General features: G+C 73.7%; 14 protein-coding genes. 4 read left to right on the top strand and 10 right to left on the bottom strand.

Going from position 1 to position 12,438, the window contains the following annotated elements:
* Positions 1-19: 19 nt before the first annotated feature.
* The gene (locus ACYC1Z_RS01635; protein ID WP_461407814.1) at positions 20-1,363 is read right to left on the bottom strand and encodes a class I SAM-dependent RNA methyltransferase; all 1,344 of its coding nucleotides are present in this window, start codon (positions 1,361-1,363) and stop codon (positions 20-22) included.
* Positions 1,364-1,446: 83 nt separating this feature from the next.
* Positions 1,447-3,429: an APC family permease gene (locus ACYC1Z_RS01640; RefSeq protein WP_461407815.1), complete on the bottom strand. Its 1,983-nt coding sequence runs from the start codon at positions 3,427-3,429 to the stop codon at positions 1,447-1,449.
* A 54-nt stretch (positions 3,430-3,483) separates the two neighbouring features.
* On the opposite strand from ACYC1Z_RS01640, the gene ACYC1Z_RS01645 reads away from it, so the two are divergent.
* Positions 3,484-4,137 (top strand): potassium channel family protein, encoded by a 654-nt coding sequence (locus tag ACYC1Z_RS01645; RefSeq protein ID WP_461407844.1) that lies wholly within the window; start codon positions 3,484-3,486, stop codon positions 4,135-4,137.
* Complete coding sequence (locus ACYC1Z_RS01650; RefSeq protein WP_461407816.1) at positions 4,137-4,853, top strand: potassium channel family protein; 717 nt, start codon at positions 4,137-4,139, stop codon at positions 4,851-4,853. Before ACYC1Z_RS01645 ends, ACYC1Z_RS01650 begins: the two co-directional genes overlap by 1 nt.
* Here ACYC1Z_RS01650 and ACYC1Z_RS01655 read toward each other — a convergent pair.
* From ACYC1Z_RS01655 to ACYC1Z_RS01665, 3 genes are read right to left on the bottom strand one after another with little or no spacing between them, the layout of a single operon-like run.
* The gene (locus ACYC1Z_RS01655) at positions 4,771-5,493 is read right to left on the bottom strand and encodes a DUF3159 domain-containing protein (RefSeq protein WP_461407817.1); all 723 of its coding nucleotides are present in this window, start codon (positions 5,491-5,493) and stop codon (positions 4,771-4,773) included. The genes ACYC1Z_RS01650 and ACYC1Z_RS01655 overlap by 83 nt on opposite strands.
* Entirely contained in the window at positions 5,490-5,858 is a 369-nt protein-coding gene (locus ACYC1Z_RS01660; protein ID WP_461407818.1) for an OB-fold nucleic acid binding domain-containing protein, read from the bottom strand. The genes ACYC1Z_RS01655 and ACYC1Z_RS01660 overlap by 4 nt, the downstream gene beginning before the upstream one ends.
* Positions 5,855-6,607, bottom strand: coding sequence for a DUF3710 domain-containing protein (locus tag ACYC1Z_RS01665; RefSeq protein WP_461407819.1), 753 nt, complete (start codon positions 6,605-6,607; stop codon positions 5,855-5,857). The genes ACYC1Z_RS01660 and ACYC1Z_RS01665 overlap by 4 nt, the downstream gene beginning before the upstream one ends.
* A gap of 87 nt (positions 6,608-6,694) precedes the next feature.
* Between ACYC1Z_RS01665 and ACYC1Z_RS01670 the strand changes: the two genes are divergently transcribed.
* Entirely contained in the window at positions 6,695-7,207 is a 513-nt protein-coding gene (locus tag ACYC1Z_RS01670; RefSeq protein ID WP_461407820.1) for a DUF3093 domain-containing protein, read from the top strand.
* Between the two features lie 4 nt (positions 7,208-7,211).
* Here the strand turns inward: ACYC1Z_RS01670 and ACYC1Z_RS01675 are convergent, their stop codons facing one another.
* Together ACYC1Z_RS01675 and ACYC1Z_RS01680 are read right to left on the bottom strand one after the other, a co-directional pair.
* On the bottom strand, positions 7,212-7,511 hold the full coding sequence (locus ACYC1Z_RS01675) for a DUF4193 domain-containing protein (protein ID WP_461407821.1): 300 nt from the start codon (positions 7,509-7,511) through the stop codon (positions 7,212-7,214).
* Between the two features lie 207 nt (positions 7,512-7,718).
* Positions 7,719-8,552, bottom strand: coding sequence for an inositol monophosphatase family protein (locus ACYC1Z_RS01680; RefSeq protein WP_461407822.1), 834 nt, complete (start codon positions 8,550-8,552; stop codon positions 7,719-7,721).
* Positions 8,553-8,675: 123 nt separating this feature from the next.
* Here ACYC1Z_RS01680 and sepH point away from each other — a divergent pair, with 123 nt between their 5' ends.
* Complete coding sequence (sepH, locus tag ACYC1Z_RS01685) at positions 8,676-9,890, top strand: septation protein SepH (protein ID WP_461407823.1); 1,215 nt, start codon at positions 8,676-8,678, stop codon at positions 9,888-9,890.
* Between the two features lie 102 nt (positions 9,891-9,992).
* Here the strand turns inward: sepH and ACYC1Z_RS01690 are convergent, their stop codons facing one another.
* From ACYC1Z_RS01690 to ACYC1Z_RS01700, 3 genes are read right to left on the bottom strand one after another with little or no spacing between them, the layout of a single operon-like run.
* Positions 9,993-10,661 (bottom strand): thymidine kinase, encoded by a 669-nt coding sequence (locus tag ACYC1Z_RS01690; RefSeq protein WP_461407824.1) that lies wholly within the window; start codon positions 10,659-10,661, stop codon positions 9,993-9,995.
* Positions 10,662-10,689: 28 nt separating this feature from the next.
* Complete coding sequence (locus ACYC1Z_RS01695; protein WP_461407825.1) at positions 10,690-11,859, bottom strand: alkaline phosphatase family protein; 1,170 nt, start codon at positions 11,857-11,859, stop codon at positions 10,690-10,692.
* Positions 11,856-12,437: a DUF5998 family protein gene (locus tag ACYC1Z_RS01700; protein WP_461407826.1), complete on the bottom strand. Its 582-nt coding sequence runs from the start codon at positions 12,435-12,437 to the stop codon at positions 11,856-11,858. Before ACYC1Z_RS01700 ends, ACYC1Z_RS01695 begins: the two co-directional genes overlap by 4 nt.
* Position 12,438: the final 1 nt, after the last annotated feature.

Genomic DNA, 12,438 nt, shown 5'->3' on the forward strand with positions numbered 1-12,438 from the left:
ACATGCACGGCGTGGGCGGTCAGGCTCGCCGGAGCCGGGCGGTCACCTCGATGTGATGCGTGTGCGGGAACAGGTCGAAGCCGGCGATCGAGTCGACGACGTACCCGTGCTCGCGCGCGCTCCGCAGGTCTCGGGCGAGCGCGGCCGGGTCGCACGCGACGTGCACGATGCGGGACGGCGCCAGTTCGGCGATCGCGGCCATCACCCCGGCCCCGGCGCCGGCCCGCGGCGGGTCGAGGACGACGACGTCGCTGCCGGCACCGAGCCCGGCCACCGACCGGGCGTCGACCCGCCCGTGGTGCAGACGCACCCCGGCGTGCTGGTACAGGTTGCGCCGGGCGTCCCGGACGGACGCTTCCGCACCCTCGAGGCTGACGACGCCGCCATCGTCGCCCACCGCCCGCGCCAGCGGCAGCGTCAGCAGCCCAGCCCCGGAGTACAGCTCGAGGACGCGGGCACCGGGCTGTGCGCCGGCCGCCGCGAGCACCGCCTCGACGAGGGTGCGGGGCGCCTCTCGGTGCACCTGCCAGAACCCTCCGCCGCTCACGCGGTAGTCGAGCTCGCCGAGCGTGGTAACCACTCGTTCACGCACTGCCCGGCGCGCCGGCCCGGGGGCACGGCGCAGCGTCACGGGTGTGCCGTCCACGATCACCATCGGCTCCCCCACGCTCGGGGCGATGGCCTCGATGCGGGCACCCGGGTGCCAGACACGCCGCCACGGCGAGCCGGGCCCGAGCAGACCGAGCTCGGTGAGCCGGGGGTCGGCGAGGGGCATCTCGGACAGGGCGCGGACATCGTGGCTACGGAAGCCGTACATACCGGCGCGGCCGCCGCTGTCCACGGTGAGCTCGATTCGGGTCCGGGTGCCGACGCCGCCACCGGCGTCGTCCCCGGGCAGGGCGGTCACCGGGACGTCACCGCCGGTCGCGGCCGCGACGTCGGCCGCGACCCGCTCGCCGCCGATGCGGCGCAGCGTGTCCGCGAGCACTGCGGTCTTCCAGGCCCGTTGCGCCGGCAAGGCCACGTGCGCCAGCTCTCCCCCACCGACACCACCGGGCCCGGCCTCGGGCCAGATGCTCGACACCCGGTCGGCGGAGGGCTCGAGGATCTCCACGGCGTCGGCGCGCCAGTACTTGGACCGGCGCTCCGTCACGGCCAGTCGTACCCGCTCCCCCGGCAAGGCGTGCCGGACGAAGACGACGCGCTCGCCCAGCCGCGCCACGCAGTGGCCGCCGTGGGCCGGCGGCCCGACCGTGACCTCCAGCCCCTCGTCGCGCTCCACCGCCCCGTCAGGGCTCTCGGTCGGTCCGGTCCGGGTCACGGCTCTCCTCGTCCTGCGGGCGCTCGCCCGTGGGTCGGTCATGGTCGGGCGCTCGCCCGTGGGTCGGTCATGGTCGGGCGCTCGCCCGTGGGTCGGTCATGGTCGGGCGCTCGCCCGTGGGTCGGTCATGGTTCGTCCTGGACCAGGTGCGCCCCGAGATCGTCGGCCTCGTGGATCTGGAACGGTACCGATGCCAGGATCACGCCGGGCACGCGGTGCAGGCGCCCCTTGACCCGGGCCGCGCTCTGGTTGTGCAGCAGCCGCTCCCACCAGTGCTCGACGACGTACTCGGGCACGAAGACCACCACGAGGTCGCGCGGCGACTCCCGCCGCACCGACCGGACATAGTTGACCACGGGGCGGGTGACGTCGCGGAACGGTGCGTCGAGGACGGTGAGCGGCACTGGGATGTCCGCACCCTCCCAGGTGCGCCGAAGCGTCTCCGTCTCCGCCGGGTCCACCTCGACCGTGACTGCCTCGAGGGTGCTCGGGCGGGTGGCCCGGGCGTACGCGATCGCCCGCATCGCCGGTTGGTGCAGCTTGGAGACGAGCACGATGCCGTGCACCCTGGAGGGCAGCGCGCGAGCCGCCGCGACGTCGGGCACCTCGAGGTCCTGTGCCACCGCGTCGTAGTGACGGCGGACGCCGTTCATACCGACGTACAGCACGGCCATGAGCAGCAGCGTGATCCAGGCACCGTGGGTGAACTTGGTGATCAGCACGATCACGAGGACCACCCCGGTCATCGCCAGCCCGAAGGTGTTGACCGCGCGGGCGCGGCGTATCCGGGACCGCTCTGCGGGGTCCGTGCCCACCCGCAGGTGCCGCGTCCAGTGCCGGACCATGCCGGTCTGACTCACGGTGAAGGAGATGAAGACACCCACGATGTACAGCTGGATGAGTTGTGTGACCTCGGCGTTGAAGGTGACGATGAGCACGATGGCCGCCACCGCCAGCACGAGGATGCCGTTGGAGAAGGCCAGGCGGTCGCCGCGCGTGTACAGCTGGCGCGGCAGGTAGCCGTCCCGGGCGAGTATCGAGCTCAGCACCGGGAAGCCGTTGAAGGCGGTGTTCGCGGCCAGCGCGAGGATGAGACCGGTGACGACGGTCACGAGCCCGAAGAGGATCGGCGCGTCGTGGAAGATCGCCTCGGCGATCTGCCCGATGACGGGGTGCTGGACGTAGTCGTCCCCCACCGGGACGCCGTCCAGGAGGAGCTGGTCGGCGGGGTTGGCGACGAATCGGACGCCCGTCGCGCGCGCGAGGAAGAGGACCGCCATGAGCATCGTCGCCGAGATCAGGCCCAGCAGGAGCAGCGTGGCCGCCGCGTTGTGCGACTTCGGGCGCCGGAAGTGCGGCACGCCGTTGCTGATCGCCTCGATGCCCGTCAGTGCCGCCGATCCGGAGGAGAAGGCCCGCAGCACCAAGAACGCACCGGCCAGGCCCACGAGACCCTGCTCGTACCCCGCGGCGGGGAGGATGTCGAAGCCTGCCGACTCGGCCGGCCGCAACGAGCCCGTGACCTCCTGGAACAGGCCGACCAGCGCCATGAGCCCGATGGACGCCATGTACAGGTACACCGGGACGGCCAGCCCACGGCCGGACTCGCGCAGCCCCCGCAGGTTGATCAGGGCGAGGACCACGACCACGGAGGCCGCGATCCCGACCTCGTGCCCGTCGGCGGCGGGGATGACCGCCGCGACGTACTGAGCGGCGGAGGAGATGGACACCGCGACGGTCAGCACATAGTCGACCATGAGCGCACTCGCCACGGTGAGCCCGGCGTGCTTGCCGAGGTTCTCCGTCGCGACCTCGTAGTCGCCGCCGCCGGATGGGTAGGCACGTACCGTCTGGCGGTAGGACGCCACCACGGTGAGCATGACGATGACGACGGTGAGCCCGATCCAGGGGGAGATCATCGTCGCCGTCACACCCGCGATGGCGAGCGTCAGCAGCACCTCGTCGGGGGCGTAGGCGACGGACGACAGTGCGTCGGAGGCGAAGGCGGGGAGGGCGAGGCGTTTGGGGAGCAAGGTCGACCCGAGGCGCTCGCTGCGCATCGGTCGTCCGACCATCGCTCGCTTGAAGGCTCCCTTGATGTCAGGCACGAGACACCATGCTAGGCCCGGCACGGTAGCGTCAGCATCGTGCATTTCGTGATCATGGGCTGCGGCCGGGTGGGAGCGTCCCTGGCCGGGCAGCTCGAGGCGCACGGCCACTCGGTGGCGGTGGTGGACCAGAACCCCGAGGCCTTCCGTCGGCTGCCGGCCAGTTTCGAGGGGCGCCGGGTCACCGGGGTCGGCTTCGACCGGGACGCCCTCGCCCAGGCCGGCATCGAGGACGCGTTCGCGTTGGCGGCGGTCTCCAACGGCGACAACTCCAACATCATCGCCGCGCGCGTGGCCCGCGAGACGTTCGGGGTGGCCAACGTCGTCGCCCGGATCTATGACCCGCGCCGCGCCGAGGTCTACCAGCGACTCGGGATCCCGACCGTGGCGACGGTGCGGTGGACGGCCGACCAGGTGCTGCGGCGGCTGCTGCCCACCGGCGCCTCGTCGGAGTACCAGGACCCCTCGTCGCAGGTCTCGCTGGTGACGTTCGACACCCATACCGCGTGGGTCGGTGAGAGCCTCGACCGGGTCGAGGAACTCACGCAGGGCCGGGTCGCCTACCTGACCCGACTGGGGCAAGGCATGGTGCCCCACCCCGGGTCGGTGGTGCAGGAGAACGACGTCGTCCACCTGATGGTGGCGACGGACCGCATCGGGGCCGCCCAGCGGGTGCTGGCGTCCCCACCGGTGCAGGAGGAGGACTGATGCGCGTCGTCATCGCCGGGGCCGGCTCGGTGGGCCGCTCCATCGCCCGCGAGCTCCTCGGCCACGGGCACCGGGTCACCCTCATCGACCGCTCGCCCGCCGCGATGCGGGTCGCGAGTGTCGCGGAGGCGGACTGGCTGCTGGCCGACGCGTGCGAGCCCGCCACGCTGGCGGAGGCGGCCGTGGACGAGTGCGACGTCGTCGTCGCCGCCACGGGCGACGACAAGGTGAACCTGGTCGTCTCGCTGCTGGCCAAGACGGAGTTCGGGGTGCCGCGCGTCGTCGCCCGGATCAACAACCCCAAGAACGAGTGGATGTTCGACGAGGCGTGGGGCGTGGACGTGCCCGTCTCGACGCCGCGGATCATGACGGCGCTCGTCGAGGAGGCCGTGAGCGTCGGGGACCTGGTGCGCATCTTCCGTTTCCACCAGTCCGGGGCGAGCATGCACGAGCTGACGCTGCCCGCTGACTCACCCGTCGTGGGCATGCCGGTGGGCGAGATCGTCTGGCCGCCGGACATGGTGCTCGCGGCGGTCATCCGTGCGGAACGACCGTTCGCCCCGAGCCGGGACGACACGCTCGAGGCCGGCGACGAACTGCTGCTCGTCGTGTCCGAGGCGGCCGAGACCGAGCTCAGCGAGCTTCAGCGGCTGCTGGCTCCCGCACCAGCACCCATGTCGCCCACAGCGTCAGCCCCCACAGCGGCAACCCCATGACCAGCCGTGCGGTCCCGAGCCAGGCCACCTCCGCGCTGAGGTAGAGCGGGATCTGCACCGCGAGGCGCAGCAGGAACATGGCGATCCACAGCCAGGTGGTGAGCGCGTAGCGGGCCCGCCGCGATGCCTGGCCAGGGTCCTTGCGCCAGGACATGTCCTGGCCGCGCAGCAGGGCGACGACGACGCCGACCGCCGGCCACCGGGCCAGCACGGTCACGGTGAGGCCGACGGCGTAGGCGCCGTTGGTCCACAGCCCCCACGCGAAGTAGTCCTGGGCCGCACCGGAGCGCCACGCCCAGACGACGCCGATCACCACACCGATGAGCCCGCCCACCGCCTGGGTCAGCGAGGTGCGCTGGAGCAGGCGCAGCACCATCGCCACGACGGCGACGACGAGGGAGGCCACCAGCGGCGGCACCAGCTCGCGGGTGACGACGAACACGATGACGAACACGAGGCCGGGCGCCATCGACTCGACTAGGCCGCGCACCCCGCCGATGGAGTCCGCGAGGGAGAAGTCCGCACCGAGGATCTGCTTGAGGCCGGACGCGGCGACCGCCTCGGCCGCAGCGGACCGGGCGGGTTCGACGGGCGCGCCGTCGGGCACTGCCTGGGGGGTGCGGTCGTCGTGCTCGCTCATGCGCTCGACCCCCGGGGCAGCAGCTCGTAGGCCGGGTCGTAGATGACGTGGCGGGCCCGACCGGCCACCACCATGCCGGATGCCACCATCCGTCGTCCGGGCTCGATACCGGGCACATCGTGGCGCCCGAGGAAGACGAGGTCGACGACGCCGGAGCCGTCGAAGAGCTGGACGACCAGGGCCGCGGTCTTCTCCCGAGGCCGGTAGGTCAGCGCACCGACGACGCCCGCGACCGTGGCGCGTCGGCGTGGCACGAGGTCGGCGATCGCCGTCGCGCCGGCCGCGGCACTGGAACGCCGTTCGTCGGCGGCGTCGAGCTCCTCGCTGCTCGCCGTGAGGCGGTGGAGGATCTGTCCGAGCGTCATCGGACCTCCGTGATCTCCGGTCCCCGGCGCATCAGGTCGAGGGAGGGGGTCTCGTCTCCGGCCGTGTCCGCTGCCTTCGGCCGACCCGGGGCCTGGAGCATGAGGACGTCGCGCGGTGCCCGCGCCTCGCTGCCGCGGACCACGACGACGTCGGCGAAGACCTCCTCGAGGGCGGCGGCCGCAGTGCCGTCCACGGCTGCCTTCCCGGTGACGACGCCACGCAGGAACCACCGCGCTCCGTCCACGCCGATGAACCGCGCCGGCCGCAGCCCGGTCGTCCCGTCCACCCCCTTGACGGGCAGCCGGGTCACGAGCTCGGGGCCGAACGGCCCCTCGGTCCGCTCGGACGTGCCGCCCTGCTTGGCGACGGAGGCGGAGATCTCCTCGCGGAGCTCCTCCCAGATGCCCACGGTCCGCGGCGCGGCGAACACCTGCAGCTGCATCGCCGAGCCCTCGAACCCGAGGGTGACGGCGACGATCTGCTGCGACTTCTTCTCCACCTCGAGGCGCAGCTGCATCCCGGCCCGCGCGGGCACCCGCACGGCACCCAGGTCCACCCGGGCGCCGAGGTCGGGGACGTCGTCGACGTCGAACGGGCCGCGGCCGGCGGCCTGCCCGGTCTCGTCGGCGTCCCGCTGGTCGGCGCCGTGCCCGGTCTCGTCGTCGCCCTGCTCGGAGTCGACGGCGTCCGTCGGCGCAGCTGCGGGGTCGGCGGTGTCTGCGGTCTTGCGGCGCCGGAACAGGCTCATCACGATTCTCCTGGGTGAATCGCCCCGGTGTCGGGGCGGAGTCGACTCTACCCGTGCTCGGACCGCGCCGGCTGGCAGAGTGGGGGCGTGAACACCTCAGGCACCCCGCTCGCCCCCAGCACCCCGATCTTCACCGAACGGCTCACGCCGCCGGCCGGGTGGCACGTGGTCTCGCTGCTGCTTGGCGTCGGCGCCTTCCTGGCGCTGACGCCGCTGGTGGCTCAGGTGGTGGCGGTGGCGGTCGGCGCGGTGGTGGCGGCGAGCGTGTCCGCCGCACTCGTGCTGAGCTCACCCACCGTCTCCATCGCGACCGAGGCAGGCACCGCCGACGGCGGGACGCCCGCCGGGCTGCGCCTGCGGGCCGGCGGCGCGGTGATCCCGGTCGAGGTGCTCGGGACGGCCGAGGTTCTCGACGCCGCGGGGGTGCGCGCCTGGCTCGGCCCGGACGCCGACGCGCGCGCACACGTGTGCCATCGCGCGTGGATGCCGGCGGCGGTGCGGATCACCGTGCCGGACCCGCGGGACGCGACGCCCTACTGGCTGGTGTGCAGCCGTCGGCCGGCCCAGCTCGTGGCCGCGCTGGGCCGGCCGGTGGCCTGAGTGGTCAGGCCGCGCACTCGGAGCAGACGAGCTGTCCGTTCTCCTCGTACGCGAGCTGGCTGCGGTGGTGGACCAGGAAACACTTGGAGCAGGTGAACTCGTCCGCCTGGCGGGGCAGCACCCGCACGGAGAGCTCCTCGCCCGAGAGGTCGGCGCCGGGCAACTCGAAACCTTCGGCGGCCTCGACCTCGTCCTCGTCGACGGCACCCGAGTTCTTCTCGGCGCGCCGTGCCTTCAGCTCCTCGATCGAGTCCTCGTTGAGGTCCTCTTCGTTCTTGCGCGGTGCGTCGTAGTCGGTCGCCATTCGGCGTCACGCTCCGGATTCTTCGTCGTGTCGGTTGGGTTGCCGGCATCTCTGCCTGCACCCCGGGAAAACGTCCCGCAGGCCGCTTTGTTCCCGCGGTCACCGGATTGTGCACCACGAAAGGGTTCCGTGCCCAGAGATGACGGTAGATAATGGCCTCCGCGTGAGTGACTTCACACGATCCTCGGCCGGCCCCCCGGCGTCGGCCTAGGCCCCGGCGTCCTCCAGAGCGGTGACGAGTTCGCCCACGAGCCCCGCCGGCCCGGCCACCGTCATCGCGGGCGACGCCGGCGCGCCGGCGAGTCCCCGGACCGCACCGCCGGCCTCGAGCACGACCAGCGAGCCCGCAGCCATGTCCCACGGGTTCAGCCCGCGCTCGTAGTAGGCGTCCAGGGCGCCGTCGGCGACGAGGCACAGGTCGATCGCGGCGGAGCCGATCCGCCGGATGTCGCGCACCCGGGGCAGCACCTGGGCGAGGACCGCGGCCTGCTCGACGCGCCGCTCCACGGTGTACCCGAACCCGGTGCCGACGAGCGCCTGCCCGAGCGGGACGTCCGGCCGGATCCGCAGCTCGGTGCCGTCGCGCCGCGCCCCGCGGCCGTGGCCCGCCGTCCAGGTCGTACCCGAGGGCACGGCGTGGACGCAGCCGGCGAGGGCGGTCCACGTCCGCGGATCCGGCTCACCGCGCACCACCGCGACCGAGACCGAGTAGGCCGGGATGCCGTAGACGAAGTTGACGGTGCCGTCGACCGGATCGATGACCCACGTGAGGCCGGACGTGCCCGGGACGTATCCGTCCTCCTCCCCCAGGAACCCGTCGTCAGGTCGTACCGCCGCGAGCCGGGTGCGCAGCAGCGCCTCGACCTCGCGGTCGACCGCGGTGACGACGTCGTTGACCGAGGACTTGGTCGCGGCGACCTCGACGTGGGCCGTCGCGCGGGCCCGGACGACGTCGCCCGCCTCGCGGGCCAGCTCCTCGCACAGCGCCATCAGCGCGCCGACCGGCGGCTCGTCGACCCGTGCGGGCGTGGACTCGTTCATGGTGGCTCTCCAGGGTGCGTGCGGAACGTGTGGAGCAGCCCACGGCGAACACACCGCGGCCAATCCGCGATGGTGCCCGGACCAGGTGGCACCCTCGGGGGAAGAAACCTCGAAGGGGGACCCATGGTTGAGCTCGAACTGCTCGGGCTGCACGATGACGGCGAGCACCTGACGCTCTCCGACACCGACGGCCAACGCTATCGCCTCACCATCGACGACGCGCTGCGCGCCGCGGTGCGCCGGGACCGCCCGGCGCTCGGCGCGCTGCGGACCGCCGGTGGGTCGATGCTGCCACCCAAGGAGATCCAGGCGTTCATCCGTGCCGGGGCCACCGTCGAGGAGGTCGCCGAGCGGGCGGGTCTGAGCGTCGAGCGTGTCGCCTGGTACGAGGGACCCGTCCTCGCCGAGCGCGACTGGATCGTCCAGCGGGCCCAGGCCCAGCGGATCGGCCACGAGCCCGACGCCCCCTCCCTCGGCGACCTCGTCATCGACCGCCTCGCGGCCCGTGGCGTCGACACCGCGGGCCTCGAGTGGGACGCGGTCCGCCGGCCGGGCCGCCCCTGGGAGGTCACGGTCTCCTTCGCCGCCGGCGAGCGCGAGCGGCTGGCCCGCTGGCAGGTGGACCTCGGTGCCCACTCCCTCCATGCCATGGACGACGAGTCCCGCTGGCTCTCCGAGACCGAGATGGTCCCGGCGCCGCGGCGCCACCTCACCGCCGTCGGACACCCGCGCGCCGTCGTCGGGGACCTGCGCAGCCCCGCCGCGCCGTCGGCCGTCTCACCCCGCTCCGGGCCGGAGTCGGGCGAGAGCGCGGCGGACGGCGCCGCCCACCCCCCCACGGAGCCGGCGACGACGGACACGCTGCTCGCCGAGCTGGCCGTCACCCGCGGCCGGCGCGGCGAGGTCCAGCCCGAGCTCGATCTCGATCTCGATGACGAGGACGGCGGCCCCTGGGGCCAGGGTGCGCACCCCGCCGCGTCGCGGCCCGAGGATGCCACCGATGCCCACGTCCTCGCGCTCCCCCGTCGCCCGAGCGTGCCCGGCGGCCGTCGGCACCCGGCCGGCTCCGCCCTGGGTGCCGCTCCCGGCACCACCCCCGCTCTGCCGGCCGACCAGGACCCGGACACCACACGAACCGCGGCGGGCACGCGTGGCGCACCCTCTGGCCGCTCCGCCACCTCTGGCCGCTCCGCGGCGGACCTGTCCCCCTCGGCCGACGCCGCCGCGAGCCGGGATGTCGAGCATCCGGCCCCGCGCGCGCCGCACCGGCCGCGCAAGGGGGCGCGGCGCAGCGTGCCGAGCTGGGACGAGATCGTCTTCGGCGCGAAGCCGGAGTGACGCGTCGGTTCGGCCACTCGACCGCAGCGACGCGTCGGCCCGGCGCGGAAGCGGGCGGCTCGCTCGGCCGCCGTGCGAGGTGGCGCTCGACGGGGTGAGCCGTCAGTCACCGAGCGGCAGGGTCTGTGGGCTCAAGCTCCCCGTGTGCGCGCGGGCGGCGGTGACCTGGCGCAGGTGGTGGCGCCGGCACAGCACCTCGTAGCCGATCTCGCCACGCCCGGTCGGGCTGGTCCCGGCCCGGACCGCGGTGTCCCCGACGACGACCTGCTCGCCCTCGACCACCATGACGCCGTCGACCGTGCGGGCGTTGTGGGTGGCCCGGGCCCCGCACCAGCACAGTGCCTCGACCTGGAGGCGCTCGACGCGGTCGGCCAGCTCGAGCATGCGCGCGGACCCCGGGAAGAGGCGGGTGCGGAAGTCCGTCGTGATGCCGAACCCGAAGACGTCGACACCCATCTCGTCCACGAGCCGGGCGAGCTGCTCCACCTGGGCGGGGCTGTAGAACTGCACCTCGTCGCAGATGAGGTAGTCGATCCGACCCCCACGGGTGCGGCGGTCCACGACCTCGTTCCAGAAGTCCGTGGAGTCGCGCACCTCGACGGCGGGGACCGCGAGGCCGAGGCGCGAGGAGAGCACGGACGCACCGGCGCGGTCGTTGCGGGAGAAGATCAGACCGTCGCGCCCACGTGCCGCGTGGTTGTAGTCCATCTGCAGCGCGAGCGTGGACTTGCCCGAGTCCATCGTGCCCGAGAAGAACACGAGCTGAGCCATCAGCCCACCGCCCCGGCCGAGCCCGCCATCACGCCACCTCGACGATCAGCGGGACGAGGAGCTCGTCCGCCGTGAGGGACCCGTGCATCCCGATCAGGGCGAGCGAGGCGGGGGTCTGCGTGCGAGAGTCCATCACGGCGTGCCGGTCCCGCATGACGGCGACGACATCGCCCACCGTGTCCCACCGGTCCGGCGCGATCTCGCCGAGCAGCCCCCGGTCGGCGACCTCCTGGCGCTGAACCACCCAGGCGCGGTCGCCGAGGGTGTCCTGCCAGCGGCGGGCCACCGCGGCCGCGGTCCCCGGGGCGGTGTAGACGTGGTTGGCGCGCGGCTCGCCGGCGACGAGCTCGACGTCCTGCGCGAGCGCCGGCGTCGCGGCGACGTCGACCCGGTCGGCGACGTCGACCATCCCGTGATCGGCGGTGATCAGCAGGAGGGTGCCGGCGGGCAGGGACCGGGCCAGGCGGGCGAGCTCGCCGTCGAGCACGGCGACCTCCTCGCCCCACTGCCAGGAGCCCCAGCCGTGCACGTGGCCGGCGTGGTCGACGTCGCCCCAGTACAGGTACGCCGCGGCGACGTCGGGGCGGCGCAGCTGCGCGCAGACCGTGTCGACCCGGTCCGCGAGCTTCTCCGCGGAGGCGTTGCGGATGCCGCGCAGCGCCGCCTCGGTCAGGCCTGAGCCGACGAACCGGGCGGGGCCGACGGAGACGACGCCGGGCAGGTCCTCCCCGGCGGCGCGGCGGGTGGCGAGCTGCTCGAAGAGGGTGTCGTGGCGTTGCCACTCCTTGGGCGAGAGGGTGGTGCCGTCCCACCCGATGAGGTTGAGCACCCCGCCCGAGGACGGGTCGCGCACGGTGTAGCCGAGCATGCCGGTGACGCCGGGCAGCTCACCCGTGCCGAGCGTGGTGATCGCAGCGGCCGTGGTGGAGGGGAAGGTGCTGGTCAGCGTCCGGGCCGCGGGCAGCCGAGCCCGCAGGAAGGGGGCGTGGCCGCCCCGCTCGGTGAGTTGGCGCAGGCCGAGGCCGTCCACGAGCACCACGCACACCTTCGCGGCGGCGGGCAGGCCGAGCTCGGCCCGGTCCTCGGCGCCCGTGCGGCCGTGCGAGGCGGTCGCCAGGCCGACGGCGTCGAGCGCGCCCGACATCACCGCACGCACGTGCCGCGCCTCGGGGGTGGGCGCGAGCAGGTCCGGCGTCACGGACGCGCGGGGACGCCGGCCGTGGCTGCGGAGAGCGAGCGGGCGAAGGCGATCGCGGCGGCGAGGGCATCCGCCCCTTCCGCCTGGGCGCTGACGCGGACGAGCACGTCGTCCGGCGACAGGGTGCCGGTGTAGCCGTGGTCGGCCTCGCACTCCGGGTCCCCGCACGTGGCCGGCTGCAGGTCGAGCGTCTGGACGGCGCCCCACCCGATGGAGACGGTGAGCTCCTGGGTGCGCATGCTGCGCCCCCGCGCGGGCTCGCTGACCCCGTGGGTCAGCGCCACCGAGCGCACCTCGCGCAGCGGCACGGACTCGGTGGTGGCCAGCGCGGACGGCTCGCTGCTGCCGGCCGGGGCGTCGTCCACGTGCGCGACGATCAGCCGTGCGGGCGTCAGGACGAGGGCGGTGAGGTGGCGGAAGACCTCGCTCTCGTCGAACGTCGTCTCGGGGTGGACCAGGTAGGAGACCACGGGTTCGTCGGCGAGGGCGACGTCGATGACGCCCGCGACGAGATCGGGGTAGTAGCCGGCCCGGTCGAGCTCGGAGCGCAGCTTGCTGGCGAGGTTGGTGTCCGGCACC

Source organism: Georgenia sp. (genome assembly GCF_054605595.1).

Coding starts and splice junctions, on each gene's coding strand:
- ACYC1Z_RS01690 (WP_461407824.1), bottom strand. CDS start 10,661: ATGGCTCAGCTCGTGTTCTTCTCGGGCACGATGGACTCGGGCAAGTCC.
- ACYC1Z_RS01660 (WP_461407818.1), bottom strand. CDS start 5,858: ATGACGCTCGGACAGATCCTCCACCGCCTCACGGCGAGCAGCGAGGAG.
- ACYC1Z_RS01655 (WP_461407817.1), bottom strand. CDS start 5,493: ATGAGCGAGCACGACGACCGCACCCCCCAGGCAGTGCCCGACGGCGCG.
- ACYC1Z_RS01645 (WP_461407844.1), top strand. CDS start 3,484: ATGGGCTGCGGCCGGGTGGGAGCGTCCCTGGCCGGGCAGCTCGAGGCG.
- ACYC1Z_RS01680 (WP_461407822.1), bottom strand. CDS start 8,552: ATGAACGAGTCCACGCCCGCACGGGTCGACGAGCCGCCGGTCGGCGCG.
- ACYC1Z_RS01665 (WP_461407819.1), bottom strand. CDS start 6,607: ATGAGCCTGTTCCGGCGCCGCAAGACCGCAGACACCGCCGACCCCGCA.
- ACYC1Z_RS01650 (WP_461407816.1), top strand. CDS start 4,137: ATGCGCGTCGTCATCGCCGGGGCCGGCTCGGTGGGCCGCTCCATCGCC.
- ACYC1Z_RS01675 (WP_461407821.1), bottom strand. CDS start 7,511: ATGGCGACCGACTACGACGCACCGCGCAAGAACGAAGAGGACCTCAAC.
- ACYC1Z_RS01635 (WP_461407814.1), bottom strand. CDS start 1,363: ATGACCGACCCACGGGCGAGCGCCCGCAGGACGAGGAGAGCCGTGACC.
- sepH (WP_461407823.1), top strand. CDS start 8,676: ATGGTTGAGCTCGAACTGCTCGGGCTGCACGATGACGGCGAGCACCTG.